The organism is Rhodoflexus caldus (assembly GCF_021206925.1).
Taxonomy (GTDB): domain Bacteria; phylum Bacteroidota; class Bacteroidia; order Cytophagales; family Thermoflexibacteraceae; genus Rhodoflexus; species Rhodoflexus caldus.
In genome coordinates, this window is the sequence record NZ_JAJPRF010000011.1 from 101599 (window position 1) to 118695 (window position 17097).

The window sequence follows — 17097 nt, forward strand, 5'->3', positions numbered from 1 at the left end:
AGACATGATGCGTTGTGCGGTTGGGTTGCTCTTAGCATTGTTAGGATACATGCCGCTGTGGGCACAGGTATTGCCCGTTCAAACCGTGCGCGGTACAGTAACCGAAAAAGAAACAGGCAATAGCCTGCCCGGTGTGGTTGTGCTGCTGCAAGGTGAAAATTTTTCGCAAAATACCGTCAGCGATGGTCAGGGAAATTTCCGATTTGACAAAGTGCCCGTCGGGCGCTATCGGCTGGCTACGCAAATCATCGGCTATGAGAGTTTTATAACAGAAGTGGCTGTCAATTCCGCCGCGAAGGAAGTGATATTGCAGCTTGCGCTGACCGAACAAATCAGGCAATTGGCCGAGGTGGAAGTCAGAAGCGACCGACAAGGTTCGCAGGTACTCAATGAAATGGCAACCGTAAGCACCCGCACATTCTCTGCCGCTACGCTCAACCGCTATCCTGCCTCTTTGGGCGACCCTGCACGCATGGCAACCGCCTTTGCAGGTGTGAACGGTGCAGGCGATTTCAGTAACGAAATCATCATTCGGGGCAATGCTCCTAACGGCCTGTTGTGGCGGTTAGAAGGTGTGGAAATTCCTTCGCCTAACCATTTCACCAACGAAGGCGCATCGGGCGGCGGTGTAAGCATCCTCAGTGCGCAGGTGTTAGGCAGTTCAGACTTTATGACAGGTGCTTTTGCCGCCGAGTACGGCAATGCGATATCGGGTGTATTTGATATCAACCTTCGCCGCGGCAACAACACCCGCCGCGAATTTACCGCACAGGTGAGCGGTATAGGCGTTGAAATGGCAGCAGAAGGGCCTTTCAGCCGCAAAAAGGCAGGGAGCGCATCGTTTCTGGTCAATTATCGCTATTCTACCGTGGATTTGGTGCGGCGGTTAGGCATTGAACTGCCCGACGGTACGCTCACTTTTCAGGATTTATCATTCAACCTGCATTTTCCGCTGAAAAAAGGAGGGACGATTGCTGTTTTTGGCATTGGCGGACTGAGTGCGCAAAAGCAGTTAGCCCTGCGCGATTCTGCCCGTTGGCGCAACAACAGCGACCGCACCGACCGCATTTTTGACTTCCAAATGGGTGCGACAGGTATTTCGCATCAGGCAACCATTGGCAAAAGAGCATTTTTCAGACAGACCCTTGCCCTTACCTATGGCGGCAACGGCGAATACGAAGCCCGTTTAGGAGCGCGTTACGTTGTGCAACCCCTCCGCGACAATAACTACGGCGAACAGCGCCTTGCATGGGCAGGCAGCCTGAATTATAAACTCAGCCCCCGCTGGACGGTTAAAACGGGGGTGTTCATCAATCGTTTGTCGTATGATTTGACCACGAAAAGGCAAAATACGCCCGGCAGGCCGCTGGTAACTCAATTGCAGGAAGCAAACAGCGCGCTGCTGTTGCAGGCGTATATGCAATGGAAATTCCGCATCAGCGAGCAACTCACCGCCTTGGCAGGTGCCCATTTTACCCATCTGGGCTTCAACGGCAGGCAGGTTACGGAGCCTCGCTTGTCTTTGCGTTGGCAACCTGCTGAAAATCATACGTTTATGGCAGCCTATGGCAGGCACAGCCGCATGTTAGCCTTAGGAACGTACTTTGCACAGCAGCAGGTGCGCAATGTAGGCACTGTACAGCCCAATAAAAATCTGGACTTTACCAAAGCCGAACATTGGGTGGCAGCGTGGGAATGGCAACCCCAACCGAAATGGCACACCAAAATGGAGTTGTATTACCAGCAACTGTTCAGCGTACCCGTGCGCACGATTCGCAACAGTAATTTTTCGCTCATCAATCAGTCAAGCGGTTTTGTGTCCGATAGCCTGACAAACCGCGGCAAAGGCAGGAACTATGGCATGGAACTCACCGTGGAGCGGCAGTTTGACGGGCAATGGTATTTGCTCAATACGCTTTCGCTGTATGATTCGCGCTATGCAGGTGCAGACGGAATCTGGCGCAACACACGTTTCAACGGCAGACACGTCTGGAACATAGTGGCCGGCAAAGATTTTATCAAAAACAAAACCGACCGCAAGGGCAGAAGCATACAGCGCATTATCAGCTTCAATGTGCGCAGTGTATGGTCGGGCGGCTTTCGCTATACACCTATTGACGAAGCCCGCTCCCTGCGCGACAACACCGAGCGGCGGATAGAGTCGCAGGCATTTGAGGCACAACTGCCCGACTATTTCCGTTTAGATTTCCGAATATCGTTCCGCAAAAACCGACCGAATTACAGCCGCGTGTTTTCTCTTGATTTGCAAAACGCTACCAACCATCGCAACGTGGCACGTTATTACTACGACAGCAACCGACGCGCCATGCGCACCGAATACTGGCTGCCGATTCTGCCTGTTCCGGCTTGGCGCATCGAGTTTTAAGCAACGAATTTTGTAAAAAAACACCGAAAAAAGGAACGTTTCAATCCGCAGCGGTATCAAGGGCTAAAAAACCCTATGAAACCTCTGTCGGCAGTTCTGTTGGTCTTTCTGCTGTGTGCATTTGTGCCCTCTCATCCGCGCCCTTCATTGCGCAATCGGTTTACTTCCGAAAAAATGCAGGCTTTTGCCCGTGAAGTACAGCGGCAGGCATTGCTTTATCCGAACAGTTGCTTTCTTGAAAAAATTACTGACAAAAAAATAGCGGCTATTACGTTTGACGATGGCCCCGACAGCCTCTACACGCCACAAGTGCTGCAAATTTTGGCCAAGGAAGGGGTAAAAGCCACTTTTTACGTTACGGGCGACAGCATTGCCAAATGGGAAAAGGTATTGCAACGAATAGCTGCTGACGGGCACAGCATCGGTATGCACGGGCAAAGTCATCGCAACTTGCGCCAATTGCCGCCCCGCGAGTGGCAAGCGGAAATCCTGCGTTGTCAGGCAACTGTCAGCCGTGTAACAGGCAGGCAGCCTATGTGGTTGCGGGCACCTTTCGGTGCAGTCAGCGATGAGCAGATTGAGTGGTGCGCTGCCCGCAATATTCGCATTGCTAACTGGTCGGTAGACAGCGAAGACTGGGAAAATGCCAAAGAAAATACCTCCAAAGCCATCGCACGCCGCGTGCTGAGCTATTTGCATCCGGGAGCTATTATTTTGCTGCACAGCGCAGGCGGGCGCAAAAAACGCACCGTAGCTGCATTGCCTGTTATCATCAGAGGCATGCGCGAAAAGGGGTATGAGTTTGTTACCGTACCGCAGTTGCTCGGCCTACCCGATGATGTTCCCTTAACTGGCTCTGCTTCGGAGGGCAAAAGGAAGTGAGCAAATCATGATTAAAAATACGAACCAATGCTTTGAAAAGTCTATCGGCCGGAAGAGAACTTAACCGTGATTTCTTTGCTTTCTCTCAGCCCGTGTTTAACGGATTTGGCAGAAATGGTCATACCCGGTTGCAGTGTGATGGGACGCGTATAATAATGCCATTCGTTTTCCCAGTCTAATCTGTACAAAATGGCAGCGCCCTCGGTCGGGCTGCTGATGCTGATTTTGTTGTCTTTGGTTTTGGCAAAATGAGGCTCTTGACTCACGGGTTGGCTGGTGCTTTTCCAAAGCATGGCGCGCATTGCTGCCTCGGTCAGTCCGCCAAGGTCTCCGGTAGCATTGACCCAGTGGTCGCAGTAGTTTCTCATGCGTTGCAAATCGTTCTGATAATCAGGATGATTGGCAAGATTTTGCTGCTCCCATGGGTCTTTGCTCAAATCATATAACTCCTCGATGGGTTTAATGCTTTTTGTAAGCAAAACAATGCTGCTGTTGGGGGCTGCCTCTGCAAGCAAGCGATGGCTGCAATTTTCCTGCAACAGGTGATAGGGGATAAAAGGCAGGTCTTTGCGAAAATTGCGAATATATTTCAGCGAACCGCTCCTGACGGCTCTTATTCGGTCAGGGTGTTCGTTGATGCGGTCGGAAGAGGTAACAACAGCCGTGTGTGCTTGTTTGCTGTTAATCAGATGCAGCCCCGGGAAACTCAAGCCTGTATTCACTTTGGCAATAGCCAGCGTGGTAGGCATCAGGTCTGCAAGGCTGACTATTTTTTTGACATGTGCTGCTTTGCCTTCGGGTGTGCGCACCAGCAGCGGCACACGAATATTTTCTTCATACAACAACTGAGGCGCACAGGAACAGCGAAATCCGTTTTCTCCAAATACGAACACATAGGACTTACTCAAAAGCCCCTGTTGTTTTTCTAATATCTCCCATATTTTGCCCAATTGTTCATTGGCAAATGCAGCGCGGCGGTAAGCATTTTGCCATTCTTGTTTCGCCTCGGCATTATCCGCAAAATAGTGGGGCAGGCGAACCTTATCCGAAACAGCGTATTTTCCCAAGGCCTCGTTAGTAGGGGCAGCCAGTCGGATATGCAAAAAAACAGGTGTTTGGGCAGCTACCCGTTTGAGTTGGTAAGACAGCGTATCTGTTAAAAAACGTGAATCGTTATAGCTCATTTGCCATATGCTTGGAGGTAATTTGAGACTGTGCTGCCCAAACTGCATGGTAAAATAGCCCTTCATGCGCATTTCTTCTACCAGCCAGTGGTGTTTCCCGGGAAGGACGGCATTCTCGCCACCATTACCCGACGATTGGTGCATTGCTCCAAAGGTGGTAGGGTAAAGTCCGCTTTGTATGCCTGCCTGCGAAGGAATGGCAGCAGCAGCCATTGCGTAAGCATTTTCAAACCATAGCGACTGTTTGACTACCCGATTGAGGGCAGGCGTTTTAATAATGCTGTCGCCGGGGCGAAAAGTAACACCCGAGAGTTCCTCAAACGAAATCCAGATAATGTGTGGCAAAGAAGCCTTCCCTTGTCCGCAGGCAATGGATGCAATGCAAAATGAAAGCAGGAAAAAAGCAGATATGATTACTAAGTAGCGCACGCTATTAGTTCAGATGATAACAAAAAAACTGAAACGATAGTGTGCTTTAATACGCAGGAGATTTTTGACAAAAGTACAAATTAGTCTATGATTATTGCAACCACAAGTTAAAGATTCTGCCTTTTTTAATAGCAGGAGGCGAAATATTTAATGTATCGTTTTGCAGCGTCAGTATGCGGCCTTCGGGGTGCATATCCCAAATATCCCCTGTAAAAAATACGTTGATACCCTGATGAATACCCGCACGCGGGGCACGCTTACCCATGCTGTACTTCGCCCATGCTTCCCCTTCGCTGATACGCCGATAGTCGCTCGTATCCACGTCGGAGGGGGCAGCAAATCCGTTGTAGCCTTGCCATGCTCCGCGCCAAACGCTGTCCGTATCGGCAAGAGAAGGCACGGCAATCAAATCGGCTTTGCCCGACAGGTGCTCATAGGCTTGCGGATACCAACTATCGGCGCAGATGAGCACGGCCAGCCTGCCTGCGGGCGTGCTGAAAACAGGTATTTGTTGTAAATCTGCCTGACATGTGAACCCCTGTTCTGCCTTAATGGGGAATATTTTTTTTACCAATGGCGGCATAATTTTCCCGTTGGCATCAAAAACAGCAGTCATATTGAAGAGTTGCCCTCTTCGGGTGCGCAATTCTCCGTTTTCAATGAATGGCTCCGGCAGCACTACGGAACCTGCCACAATGGTGCAGCCATATTTTTTGGCAAGGCGGCTGAATATGTTGTAGTAAGCCTTGCAAACTTTTTCGGCTTTCATGGCAAATAAACCGTGTGCCATACGGTCATTGACCGGCGGGGCTGTGAGGGCATAGTAGCCTGCCTCAAACAGATTAGACAACGCCATCAGTGTCATTGCATCCGTAATGGTTGGCTGCTCATACAAGGTGCGTTTTTCGTGCATCGCTACCAGCCATGTACCGATGTATTCGGGAAATACAACTACGGTTTTTGCATGGATGCCTCCTGCTTGTTGCAGGGCTTCCATGTAGCTATCCAGTAGGCCGAACAGTCGGCTTTCCGTGCCGTAGTCCTGTGCGGTGAGGTAGGGTTGGATGCCTGCCAAATTGCCTTTGCCGCTATCCGTTCCCTGTTGAACAAGTTCTGTTTCAGGCATTGGAGCGGCTGAAATTTTGTCTTCGGCTGTTCTGTCTGTGGTTGTCCAGTAGTAGTAAGCGGCAACTACGGCAGCGATAACAAGCAGTGTCTTTTTCATACCTGCGAAAGCTACACGTAATGCGGCAACCAAACAAAATTTTTACCGAAAAACGGATTTTCAGGAGGGATGGGCAAAGTTCTGTACTCCCCAACACTTGATTACTACAACAAGACCTCCCGCATCAGTTCATCAAAGGGCAAAGGTTTGAGATAGAGTTGGTCTTCGTAATAATGTGCCATCAGGCGTATAAAGCTGGGCTTATCGTCTATTTGGATGTATTCTATGATGACATTGCCGTAGCGCTGGTCGCAACGCTGTACTTCTCCATGCTCTACCCGTAAATCTACGGGAGGCTTCAAATAATGCTTTTCTATTGTTTCCGAATAGTCCGGGCGGATGAAAATGCGGCGGTCGGAAGTGTAAAGTTTATAGCCAATTTGCAAGACCTGTTCTTTCAGGTGGTCAAAAAAGAACTGAAAAGCATCTGCACCTATTTTAGGATGATAGGTAAGGGCAATGCCGTTGCTGCCGTCTGTTTTCAGCAAATGTACCTGCAAGTCTGCGGTTTGTTTGTCTTTTTTCAGTTGCCATGCTTCCCATACCTCATAGGCGAGTTTGCGATGAGCGCCGCTGTTTTGCCACAGAAAAATCTTGTTGCGGTAAATCTCGTTGCGCACCAACGCCTCCTCAACCACCGGCAGATGGTCGGGGAGGCGTTTGGGAAACAATTGCTCAAATATGCGGTCAAAAAAAGACATTCGGATTAGTGCTTGTGGTTGCTGTGGTCATGGCCATCGTGGTCGTGGCCGCCTTTTTTACAGCAATCGGGCAACTTTTTGTAGGCTTTTTCATTGGCAGCCACGTCGTCCGCATCATAACCGATATTGGAAAGAGCCTTGCGCAGCACTTCGGGATTGGTTTTGTCTTTCTTGTAAACTACTGTCAGCGTATGATTGTCCAGATTCAGTACGGCAGACTTAACGCCTTTTTCAAGCCCCATGCCTTTTTCAATGCGTTTTTTGCACATTTCGCACTGGGAAGAAGTTTTAATGGTGATGGTTTCTGTGTCAGACTGCGCAAACACGTAGCCGCTGATGACAATAATAAGGGCGGAAAACACCGCCGCAAAGAATTTTTTATTCATGGTCGTTGCGATTTTGTATGACAACTGATGTATCTACAAATATAACTCCATTTCGGTTGGCGTACAATAGCGGCTATTTTTCCAGCACATGTGCCGTAAGTTGCCCCAAATCGGTTTGGTCAAATGTGCCGGAGCTCATCATCAGCAGGTTTTTATCCTGCCATTTTTGCGAGAACAGATAGTTGCATAAGTCTGCCCCGTTGGTGAAAACCCTCAGATTCGGATGGTCAAAGGCAGCCTGAATGGTTGCTTCGTCAATAGGCTCCATGCGCTTGATTTCCAAGGTCTTAGGGCTGTAGCAAACAATGGCTTCGTCTGCTGCCTGCATTGTGTGTTTGTACTGCGGCAGGAAGTGCTTGCTCAGGCTGCTGTATGTGTGCAGTTCGGCACAAGCCACGAGTTTACGCTTCGGGAACTGTTCTTTTACGGCCTGAATGGTTGCCTCAATTTTAGAAGGGGCATGGGCAAAATCGCGGTAAACGGTAGTATGGGCGTTTTGGCCAAGCAATTCCAAGCGTTTGGCTGCACCCTTGAAGTTTTGAATGGCCTCATAAAATTTTTTGTCATGAATACCTAAGCGGTTGCACACCAACCGTGCTCCATTGAGGTTTTGCATGTTATGCTTGCCGAAAACCGATACAGGCACTTTGCCATGGTGCGGGGTATGCAGCAGTGTTTTGCTATCGCTTACCTCATGCTTGTGCGTTCCATAAGCAATCAGATTAACATCACTGCGCATCTGATTAGAGGTGCTCACAATTGTGGCAAGGTCATCTTCTTCGCAATAAATCAAAGTGCCTGCCTTGGGCGTTTGTACGGCAAAGTTTTCAAACTGACGCACGTAGTCATCAAAAACAGGGTAAACATTGATATGATCCCATGCAATGCCCGTAATCAGTCCTATGTGATGTTTGTAGTGCAAAAATTTGGGGGTCGGGTCAATCGGAGAGGAGAGATACTCATCCCCTTCAATAATGATGACCGGGGCATCTTCGGTCAGGCGAACGGTGCTTTCAAAACCCGGCACCATTGCTCCGACCATATAGTCAAATTTTTTGCCGTGAAAATTCAACACGTGCATAACCATTGCCGTAGTAGTGGTTTTGCCGTGGCTGCCGGCAATAACCACGCGCTCCTTGTGCCTGCTTTGCTCATAAACGTATTCGGGATAGGAGTACACCTTAATGCCCAACTCCTGTGCACGCAGCAACTCAGGATTATCTTTGCGGGCGTGCATTCCTAAGATGACGGCATCCAAATCCGCTGTGATTTTTTCGGGGAACCAGCCTTCCTCGGCGGGTAAAATGCCGTGAGCAGCCAGCCTGCTGCGCGAAGGCTCATATATTTCATCGTCCGAACCACTTACCTGATAGCCTTTGAGCTTGAGGGCAACCGCCAGATTGTGCATGACGCTGCCGCCGATAGCCGTAAAATGTATTTTCATGCAAAAATGTTCAAGGCTTCAAAAATAGCGTTTTAGTGCATATATTCATGTAATTTTACACCATGAAGGACGACAAATCTACCGGAAGGAAAACGCGGCGCACAACCCAACAGGCTGATTTAGCGATGGTTGGCATGGGCAAAGTGCCGCCGCAGGCAATTGAGTTAGAAGAAGCGGTACTGGGTGCGCTCATGCTGGAACGCAACGCCCTGACCGAAGTGATTGAGATTTTGCAACCTGCCGCGTTTTACAAAGAGGCTCATCAGGCTATTTATCGGGCTATTTTGGCACTGTTCAACAAGTCTGAGCCGGTAGACTTACTAACCGTAGTCAATCAACTTCGCAGCGAAGGCGAACTGGAACTGGCAGGCGGTGCAGCCTATATTACTCTGCTGACCACCAAAGTCAATTCGGCAGCCAATATTGTTTATCACGCCCGCATCATTGCCGAGCAATACATGAAGCGCGAAATGATTAGCATCGCGGGAAAAATGTTGCAGGATGCATTTGAGGACACCACCGACGTGTTTGAACTGATGGATCAAACCGAAAATGCCATTTTTGGGCTTGCCGAAACCAACATCCGCCGTAACTATCAGGACATGCGCAGCATCATGGGCAGCGCCCTGCGCGAATTGGAAGCCAAGAAAGCACACAAAGACGGGCTGACGGGTGTTCCCAGTGGCTTTTCTGCCTTAGACCGCATCACCTCGGGCTGGCAAAAATCCGATTTGATTATTCTGGCTGCAAGGCCGGGCATGGGTAAGTGCTTGGGTAAAGGCACACAGGTATTGATGTACGATGGCACACTGCGCAAAGTGGAAGACATCGTTGCAGGCGATTTGCTGATGGGGCCTGACTCTACGCCGCGCCGCGTGCTTTCCATCGGGCGCGGACGCGAGCAAATGTATTGGATTCATCAGAACAAGGGTATCAGTTACCGCGTCAATGAAAGTCATTTGCTTTCGCTCAAGCGCAGCCGCAACGAAGGAAAACACCGCAAAGGTGATATACTGACCATTTCGGTACGCGATTGGCTCAAAAAATCGCCCAAATTTCAGTCTAACTACAAAGGCTACAAAACAGCCGTAGAGTTTACCGATAAAGCGGTGCCTCTGGAACCTTATTTCATCGGTTTATGGTTAGGCGACGGCAACCGCTCCGGTGTGCGTATCACCAATCAGGATGCGGAGGTAATTGCGTATTTGGAGCAATACGCTGCCCTGCTGGGTTTACAACTCTCCATTAGTCGGCAAGCGCAAAAAACACCACAATACAGCATTACCAAAGGTACTCGCGGCAGGCAGTATTTCTATTCCGTCCAAAATGAGCTGCGCAAACTCACCCTGCTGGATAATAAACACATCCCGCAGGCCTATCTGCTCAACAGTCGCCCCAAACGTTTGCAACTCTTAGCAGGGCTGATTGACAGCGATGGTTACTACGATGCAAAATCCAACCATTACGAAATCGCGCAGAAGAACAAAGAGTTAGCCGAACAAATTAAGTTTCTGGCCGATTCTCTTGGTTTTCGCACATCGTTGAAAGCAAAAAAAGCTCGTTTGAAGTCTTCCGATTATGAAACTACGGTCTATCGCGTGCGCATGTGGGGTAATCTGGACGAAGTGCCCGTGCGTGTGGAGCGCAAAAAAGCACGTGCTTGGGCAGCCAAAGTAGATTGGCAAGTAACAGGCATTCGCGTAGAAAAGGACATTGTGGACGACTATTACGGTTTTGAGTTGGACGGCGACCGCCTATTTCTGTTAGCAGACATGACCGTAACGCATAATACCGCCTTCGTACTCTCTGCCTTGCGCAATGCAGCGGTAGATTTCGGCAAACCTGCCGCCATTTTTTCGCTGGAAATGTCCTCGGTGCAGTTGGTAAACCGTCTGATTTCGGCAGAGGCAGAGTTGGAAAGCCAAAAGTTGAAAACGGGCAAATTAGCTGATTACGAATGGGAGCAGATTGTGCACAAAACGGCGCGATTGAGTGCTGCACCTATCTTCATAGACGACACCCCCGCACTTACGGTGCTGGAACTGCGCGCCAAAGCCCGCCGCCTCAAATCGCAACACGATATTCAACTCATCATTATTGACTACTTGCAACTGATGAGCGGCGACAGCAGCAAAAACTCAGGCGGCAACCGCGAGCAGGAAATTGCCTCTATTTCGCGGGCATTAAAACAGCTTGCCAAAGAGTTGAACGTGCCTGTGATTGCCCTTTCGCAGTTGAGCCGTGCTGTAGAAACCCGCGGCGGCGACAAACGCCCGCAACTCTCCGACCTTCGCGAATCGGGCGCCATTGAACAGGATGCCGATATGGTAATCTTCCTCTATCGCCCCGAGTACTACGGCATTACGGAAGATGCCGACGGCAGACCGACCAAAGATGTAGGCGAAGTCATTATTGCCAAAAACCGTAACGGTTCGCTGGAAAGTGTCTGGCTGAAGTTTTTGGGGCGTTACACCAAATTCGCCGACTTAGACAGCGCCGACTTCGGCACTTTCGGCAGCGGTACTTTCCAACAGGCAGGCAGTGGCACTTATGGCTCGGCAATGGGACAATACCGCCCGCAAGACTTCGGCAGCAGTCCTGTCGGCGGCACGCTCAGCAGCAAAGCCAACGACTTGCCCCCACCCGATGATGTGCCATTCTGATACTTATGTTGTTCAAAAAGTGGGTAAGCTATTTGCTGCCTTGGCGGGAAAAAACCTATGAATCGCCCTTTAGCGGCCGTTTGGAAATCAATTGGCAGCAAGGGAGGCGGGTACTAGACACCGCCGATAGCAATTATTCCTACGGCTCGTTGCAGCAAATTTTGCAACGCGGCTTGCAAGAGGCAAATTTTCAACCAACAGCCGGCAACTTACTCTTGCTGGGTTTAGGCGGCGGCTCGTTAATTGAAACGCTGCGCCTCCATTTTGGCTATCAAGGCCTGATTACGTGTGTGGAAATAGACCCTGTCGTCATCCAAATTGCCCGCGAAGAGTTTCATATTGAACGCTTCGCACCGCTGACCATTATTTGCGATGACGCAATAGCCTATGCAGCCTGCACAGAATCGCAATTATTTGACTGGATAATAGCAGATATTTTTATTGGCGATACAGTTCCCAAGGCATGTACGCAACCTGACTTTTTGCAACATCTCATCCGGCTTTTGGCAGATGGCGGCAAGTTGTTGTTTAATACGATGCAAACTACTTTTCCCGTGGCAGAGCTTATTGCCATGGAAGCGTATTTGCAGCAAAACAACTTAAAAACCCGTATCTTACGCCGTGTAGAGTACACAAACAATCTGCTGCTGGCAGAAAAAAACTAACAACCAAATTATGAAAACGACAATTGCATGGTGTTGCCTGATGCTGGCAATACTCTCAAAGGTACAGGCACAGATGCCCCGCAATTTATCCGGCAAATGGATAGGTTTTTTGACACAAGACGATGGCGGCATTGCAGACCGCTACCACTTTGAACTGGAACTGGATGCCAATGAAAAGGGTAACTGGTCAGGCTCTTCTTTTTCGTTCATCAAACAAAAAGGCGGTAAACGCTATGTGTTGCGCTTAGAGTTAGAGGCCTCCATCAAAGGCGACACGGTATTTTTTGAAGAATTCCGCGAATTGGAATATGTCAATGAACTGAGTACCAACAGTTCGTACTGCCTGAAACGCGCACGTTTGCATTGGGTGAATGAGGGCAACGGCAAGGGATATTTCAGCGGTCGCTGGGAGGGCACGGAACCCAAAAGCGGCAACCGATGTGCACCCGGCAAAATAGAACTGCGCCGCCCCGCAAATAATACGGCAGAGATAGATACGCTCACCACTGTTCAAAACGGCAGAATAGTCAGCATAGAAGACCGCAAGGTCAAATCAGGCCACAAGTTACTTGTAGCAAGCAATAACCTGACCCTGAAAATTTTTGACGAAGGTAAGGAAGACGGCGACGTTGTTTCGCTGCTCTACAACAATCAATGGATTCTGAAAAATTACAAACTCCGCAACGAAACCCGTATCATTAAATTGCAACTGTCGCCAGAGCGGCTGAATAACTTTCTGATTTGCTATGCAAACAACATAGGCAAACAGCCGCCTTGCACAACAGCTATTATTGTTTCGGATGGCAAAAAGGAAAAAAAGATTGTACTCAACTCCGACATGAAAACCTGCGACATTATCTACTTTGAGGCAGAGTAGTAAAAAAAATGCCGCCTGCCAATCACAGGCGGCATTTAGGTTCTAAGTGTACATCTCCTCAATGTAATTGGCGTATTTCTGATGAATAATCTTGCGTTTCAGTTTCAGCGTTGGAGTCAGTTCACCTGTTTCAATACCCCATGGCTGGGGCAACAGGCGAAACTTCTTCACCTTTTCCCATTGTCCGAAGTTGGCGTTGTAGTTTTCTACCTCTTCTTCAAACTTAGCAATCACTCGCGGATTTTTAACCATTTCGGCATCGGTAGAGTAGCTGATTTCCATGGCCTGACACCAGTTACGCAGGTTTTCAAAAGAAGGCACAATCAGTGCTGAGGGGAAGTTGCGACCTTCACCCACGACAATAATTTGTTCAATCAGCAACGATTCTTTGAACTTGTTTTCCATTACCTGCGGAGCAATGTACTTACCGCCCGAAGTTTTAAACATTTCTTTCTTGCGGTCAGTGATTTTCAGGTACTTACCCTCCACAATTTCGCCTACATCGCCTGTATGAAACCAGCCGTCTTTAATTACTTCGGCTGTCATTTCGGGCTGATTGTAGTAGCCTAACATTACGTTATCGCCTTTGCAGAGGATTTCGCCATCTTCCGCAATTTTAACCTGTACGCCGTCAATCATTTTGCCCACGCAGCCGATTCGCACTTCGGAAGCAATGGCAGGCGTAGATGAAATAACGGGAGAGGTTTCCGTCAGCCCGTAGCCTTCGCAGATAGGGATGCCTGCTGCCCAGAAAACACGTGCCAAGCGCGGTTGCAGCGCTGCCGCCCCCGACTGTATGGACTTAATGTTACCGCCCAGTGCTGCCTGCCACTTACTGAAAATCAGTTTGCGCGCAATGCTCAACTGCATGTTGTAAGCAAAGCCCATATCTTTGGCAGGGTCATATTTCAAGCCTAAATCCAGTGCCCAGAAAAACAACTTGCGTTTCGTTCCGGTCAGTTCCAACCCCTTGGAAACGATTTTATCATATACTTTTTCCAGCAAACGCGGTACGGTATTGAACGTATCGGGTTTCACTTCCTGCAAATTGGCCGCAATGGTGTCCATATTTTCCGCATAGTAGATAGAAGTGCCCTTGTATATGTACACATATGAGCCTGTGCGCTCATAAATATGGCAAAGCGGCAAAAAACTCAATGCTTTAGACGTGCCGTCGGGTACGTGCGTAAATGTTTTATTAACGGCCAGCGTATTGCTTACCACGTTTTTGTGCGTCAGCATGACACCCTTCGGGCGACCCGTAGTGCCCGAAGTGTAAATCAGTGTCAGCAAATCCGTTCCTTTAACAGCGGCTTTGTGGCTGTCTAACTGACTGACGTCTTCATTTTTACCCATAGCCTCCAACTCTGTCCAGTGTGCAATACCCGGGAGTTTATCAAAAGTGTAAATGGCATAAATATCCATTCCTTCTGTGGCCTGTTTAACCTTGTCATACAGCGATTTGTCGGATACAAACACCACCTTCACTCCCGCATCGTTAAAGATGTACCGATAGTCTTCAACTGTGATAGTAGGATACATGGGTACACTGACGGCACCAATCTGCTGAATACCAAAGTCAGCCAGATTCCACTCCGGTCTGTTAGGTGAAATAATGGCAACTTTATCATCTTTTTTGATGCCCAGTTTCAACAGACCTATACTAATGCGGTTAGCAATATCAATAACATCCTGCGTACTGTATTTTACCCATTGGCCATTTTCCTTGCCTGCCAGCGCATCGGTTTTGGGATATTTTTGCTGCTGATAATAGAGAAAATCAAAAGCGCGTTTCAATTCCATATTTATTGTGAGTCGTTTAAATAAGGTTTGTCAAGTGCTTAAAAATAGCTTTTCGAGCACTGAAAGGCAATATTCTGTTGATAAATACTTAAAAAAACTATTTTCTGCCGAATTGCGTCAAATAAGCTAAATTTGCTGTTGTCAGGCTTTTTTTGGAATTGACAGTCGTATTTCTTAAAATTGTACGCCAAAAAATTCAGAACAGAACAGAAAACTGATTTATTTTGCGTCCATGCTCAAACATCCTAATGAATTAACCTAATCTTACTTAAACCTATGAAACAAAAAGTGAACTATGTAGGTTTTGCGATTGCGCTTGGTTTGTTCGTGGGCACTCATGCGTATGCCCAACGCCAAATCACCAACCGCATTACAGACAGAATCTACAAGGCAGACGTGCAACCTGCTCGTGAGCGAATGCCGAACATTATTAACACCCTCCTCCACGATGAATACTCCCCTGCCATCAGCGCAGACGGACGCACGCTGGTGTATCAGTCTAACCGTGGCGGCAAAACATGGGAATATTACCGCCTGTGGGAAGCTAAGCGCGATACCGTAACCGGTTTCTGGCAAGAACCAAAGCCTATTGAAGCCATCAACAGCAAAGCTGCTGACGGCGACTTCATCGGTGGCCCTTCGCTTTCTTACGACGGCAATACCATGTACTTCTTCGCTAAAATGGGCGGCGGCAATGAAGACATTTATGTGTCTCAGCGCGGTGCCAACGGCGAATGGGGGGCTCCATCGCCTGTTGCAGGTGCCGTAAATACAGGCGACTATGAAGGTTTCCCTTCAATTTCTTCCGACGGTCAGCGTCTGTATTTTGTTCGCAAAGGTAATGCGGAAGGCAACACCCAGTGCTTCAAACTCATGGTTTCTAAGCTGAATCTGGACGGTTCTTGGTCAGCAGCAGAAGAATTGCCTGCTCCTGTAAATGCCGGCTGCGAGAAGCACATTCGCATTATGCCCGACAATGAGTCTATTTTCTTCTCTACTACCCGCCGCGGTGGTAGCCCTAAGAAATCCAAAGATTTTGATTTGTATTATGCACACATGAAGCCGGGTAATACTTGGGGTGAGCCTGTACCTGCTGATATTGCTCCTTTCGTGAAGAACAACCTGTATTCTTATCAGTCTGACCTGCTGGTTTCTGTGGCTCCTCACGATGACCCACACGTATTGGCTTACTTCAACGCATATGTAGGTGCTTCTCATGAACTGTTTACTATTCCGCTGCCTGAAGGTCTGAAGCCTAAGCGCATTTGCGAATTCAATGCTTCTGTGGTTGATGCCGTAACAGGTAAGCCTCTGGATGCAGTGATTAAAGTAGATAACGAAACACGTTCTTCTTTGAGCTATGCAATGAAAACCAAAGAAGGTAAAATCAGAACCGTTATCACAGAAGGCAACAAGTATAAGTTTACGGTTGAGGTAGATGGTTATGAGCCTATCACATCTTACTCTGACCTGACCAACGGATTTGACGGTGATGACTGCGGCAAAGTTTTCGCTATGAGAAAACTTGGCGTAAAAGCTACTATCGCTGTGGTGGACGGTCTGACTCGTGAAGCTATTGAGAACGGTGTTGTTGGCATTAAGCCAAACGATGCTTCAAAAGGCAAAATCACAGACCAGAAGAAAATCGGCCCCGGCAAGTACGAAGCTCTGTTAGCACCGGGCACAACCTATTGTGCTGAAGGTACAGCCGACCAATACGTACCTGCTACTATTTCACTGGACTTGACCAATAAGCAAGCCGGCGACACTATCAACCGCGAAATCATGCTGTATGATTTGACGAAGATTGCCTTCGACAACATCAACTTTGCTACTGCACGTCCTCGCAACACTACTCCTAAAGAACTGTCAGCTTCATTGTTGCCTAAGTCTATTCAGGAGTTGGACAAAGTTGTGAAGTTCTTGCAAGACTATCCTCAAATCAGCATCAGCATTGAAGGACACACCGACTACCGCGGTAATGACAAATACAACCAAGGTCTGTCTGAGCGTCGTGTAGCTGCTGCAAGACAATACCTCATCAGCAAAGGCATTGCTGCTAACCGCATTGAAACTAAAGGTTTTGGCGAAACTTCACCGGTAGTTCCGAACGAAGTAAATGGCAAACCTAATCAAGCTAATATGGCTCTGAACCGCCGCGTAGAATTCAAAGTGGTACAAAAAGGTTCTGACGGCCAGCGTTGCAACTAATACTTGTAGTGCAGTAACAAAAAGCGAGGTTTCTTCGGGAACCTCGCTTTTTTGTTTATGTAGAGTCGCAATTGGTTTGCGAAGGAAAATTTATGGAAAGCATTAAAAATCAAATGGTTTAAAGAGGCCGTCCAAAAAGGGGCGGCCTTTTTCATTAAGTACTAGCCAATAACAGAGTTTGGTTGTGCTTTATGGGCAAGCATGGCTTGTAGAACAGGGTTGTTAGCCTCCGCAAGGCGCG

Annotated in this window: 12 protein-coding genes; 6 read left to right on the forward strand and 6 right to left on the reverse strand. The window is 48.4% G+C overall.

The annotated features are described in order from the left end of the window. The first annotated feature begins 4 nt into the window (after positions 1-4). Positions 5-2386, forward strand: a complete 2382-nt coding sequence (locus NDK19_RS12525) for a TonB-dependent receptor (RefSeq protein ID WP_250632236.1) — start codon at positions 5-7, stop codon at positions 2384-2386. A gap of 75 nt (positions 2387-2461) precedes the next feature. Continuing rightward, on the forward strand, positions 2462-3268 hold the full coding sequence (locus NDK19_RS12530) for a polysaccharide deacetylase family protein (protein ID WP_250632237.1): 807 nt from the start codon (positions 2462-2464) through the stop codon (positions 3266-3268). Positions 3269-3309: 41 nt separating this feature from the next. Here NDK19_RS12530 and NDK19_RS12535 read toward each other — a convergent pair whose 3' ends face one another. The 5 genes from NDK19_RS12535 to NDK19_RS12555 form a co-directional block, all read right to left on the reverse strand. Beyond that, the gene (locus NDK19_RS12535) at positions 3310-4881 is read right to left on the reverse strand and encodes a sulfatase-like hydrolase/transferase (protein ID WP_250632238.1); all 1572 of its coding nucleotides are present in this window, start codon (positions 4879-4881) and stop codon (positions 3310-3312) included. 91 nt (positions 4882-4972) lie between these two features. Continuing rightward, a complete protein-coding gene (locus tag NDK19_RS12540; protein WP_250632239.1) occupies positions 4973-6106 on the reverse strand; it encodes a nitrilase-related carbon-nitrogen hydrolase in 1134 nt (377 codons plus the stop codon). Positions 6107-6210: 104 nt separating this feature from the next. After that, positions 6211-6807, reverse strand: a complete 597-nt coding sequence (locus NDK19_RS12545) for a hypothetical protein (protein WP_250632240.1) — start codon at positions 6805-6807, stop codon at positions 6211-6213. Between the two features lie 5 nt (positions 6808-6812). Next, complete coding sequence (locus NDK19_RS12550) at positions 6813-7193, reverse strand: heavy-metal-associated domain-containing protein (protein WP_250632241.1); 381 nt, start codon at positions 7191-7193, stop codon at positions 6813-6815. Positions 7194-7266: 73 nt separating this feature from the next. Beyond that, entirely contained in the window at positions 7267-8637 is a 1371-nt protein-coding gene (locus NDK19_RS12555; RefSeq protein ID WP_250632242.1) for a UDP-N-acetylmuramate--L-alanine ligase, read from the reverse strand. Between the two features lie 62 nt (positions 8638-8699). Between NDK19_RS12555 and dnaB the strand changes: the two genes are divergently transcribed. From dnaB to NDK19_RS12570, 3 genes are read left to right on the forward strand one after another with little or no spacing between them, the layout of a single operon-like run. Then, positions 8700-11300 carry a replicative DNA helicase gene (gene dnaB / locus NDK19_RS12560; protein WP_394801686.1) on the forward strand — a complete coding sequence of 867 codons (2601 nt, stop codon included), beginning with the start codon at positions 8700-8702 and terminating at the stop codon, positions 11298-11300. A 5-nt stretch (positions 11301-11305) separates the two neighbouring features. Continuing rightward, positions 11306-11965 carry a spermidine synthase gene (locus NDK19_RS12565; RefSeq protein WP_250632243.1) on the forward strand — a complete coding sequence of 220 codons (660 nt, stop codon included), beginning with the start codon at positions 11306-11308 and terminating at the stop codon, positions 11963-11965. Positions 11966-11975: 10 nt separating this feature from the next. After that, positions 11976-12842, forward strand: a complete 867-nt coding sequence (locus tag NDK19_RS12570; protein ID WP_250632244.1) for a hypothetical protein — start codon at positions 11976-11978, stop codon at positions 12840-12842. Positions 12843-12884: 42 nt separating this feature from the next. Here the strand turns inward: NDK19_RS12570 and NDK19_RS12575 are convergent, their stop codons facing one another. Then, a complete protein-coding gene (locus NDK19_RS12575) occupies positions 12885-14645 on the reverse strand; it encodes an AMP-dependent synthetase/ligase (protein ID WP_250632245.1) in 1761 nt (586 codons plus the stop codon). A 276-nt stretch (positions 14646-14921) separates the two neighbouring features. On the opposite strand from NDK19_RS12575, the gene NDK19_RS12580 reads away from it, so the two are divergent. Beyond that, positions 14922-16856, forward strand: a complete 1935-nt coding sequence (locus tag NDK19_RS12580) for an OmpA family protein (RefSeq protein ID WP_250632246.1) — start codon at positions 14922-14924, stop codon at positions 16854-16856. Positions 16857-17097 lie beyond the last annotated feature (241 nt).

Bases quoted from the DNA above. Each gene is read 5' to 3' on its own strand.
- NDK19_RS12555 (WP_250632242.1), bottom strand. From the start codon at position 8,637: ATGAAAATACATTTTACGGCTATCGGCGGCAGCGTCATGCACAATCTG.
- NDK19_RS12525 (WP_250632236.1), top strand. From the start codon at position 5: ATGATGCGTTGTGCGGTTGGGTTGCTCTTAGCATTGTTAGGATACATG.
- NDK19_RS12545 (WP_250632240.1), bottom strand. From the start codon at position 6,807: ATGTCTTTTTTTGACCGCATATTTGAGCAATTGTTTCCCAAACGCCTC.
- NDK19_RS12580 (WP_250632246.1), top strand. From the start codon at position 14,922: ATGAAACAAAAAGTGAACTATGTAGGTTTTGCGATTGCGCTTGGTTTG.
- NDK19_RS12530 (WP_250632237.1), top strand. From the start codon at position 2,462: ATGAAACCTCTGTCGGCAGTTCTGTTGGTCTTTCTGCTGTGTGCATTT.
- NDK19_RS12540 (WP_250632239.1), bottom strand. From the start codon at position 6,106: ATGAAAAAGACACTGCTTGTTATCGCTGCCGTAGTTGCCGCTTACTAC.
- NDK19_RS12570 (WP_250632244.1), top strand. From the start codon at position 11,976: ATGAAAACGACAATTGCATGGTGTTGCCTGATGCTGGCAATACTCTCA.
- NDK19_RS12550 (WP_250632241.1), bottom strand. From the start codon at position 7,193: ATGAATAAAAAATTCTTTGCGGCGGTGTTTTCCGCCCTTATTATTGTC.
- NDK19_RS12575 (WP_250632245.1), bottom strand. From the start codon at position 14,645: ATGGAATTGAAACGCGCTTTTGATTTTCTCTATTATCAGCAGCAAAAA.
- dnaB (WP_394801686.1), top strand. From the start codon at position 8,700: ATGAAGGACGACAAATCTACCGGAAGGAAAACGCGGCGCACAACCCAA.
- NDK19_RS12565 (WP_250632243.1), top strand. From the start codon at position 11,306: ATGTTGTTCAAAAAGTGGGTAAGCTATTTGCTGCCTTGGCGGGAAAAA.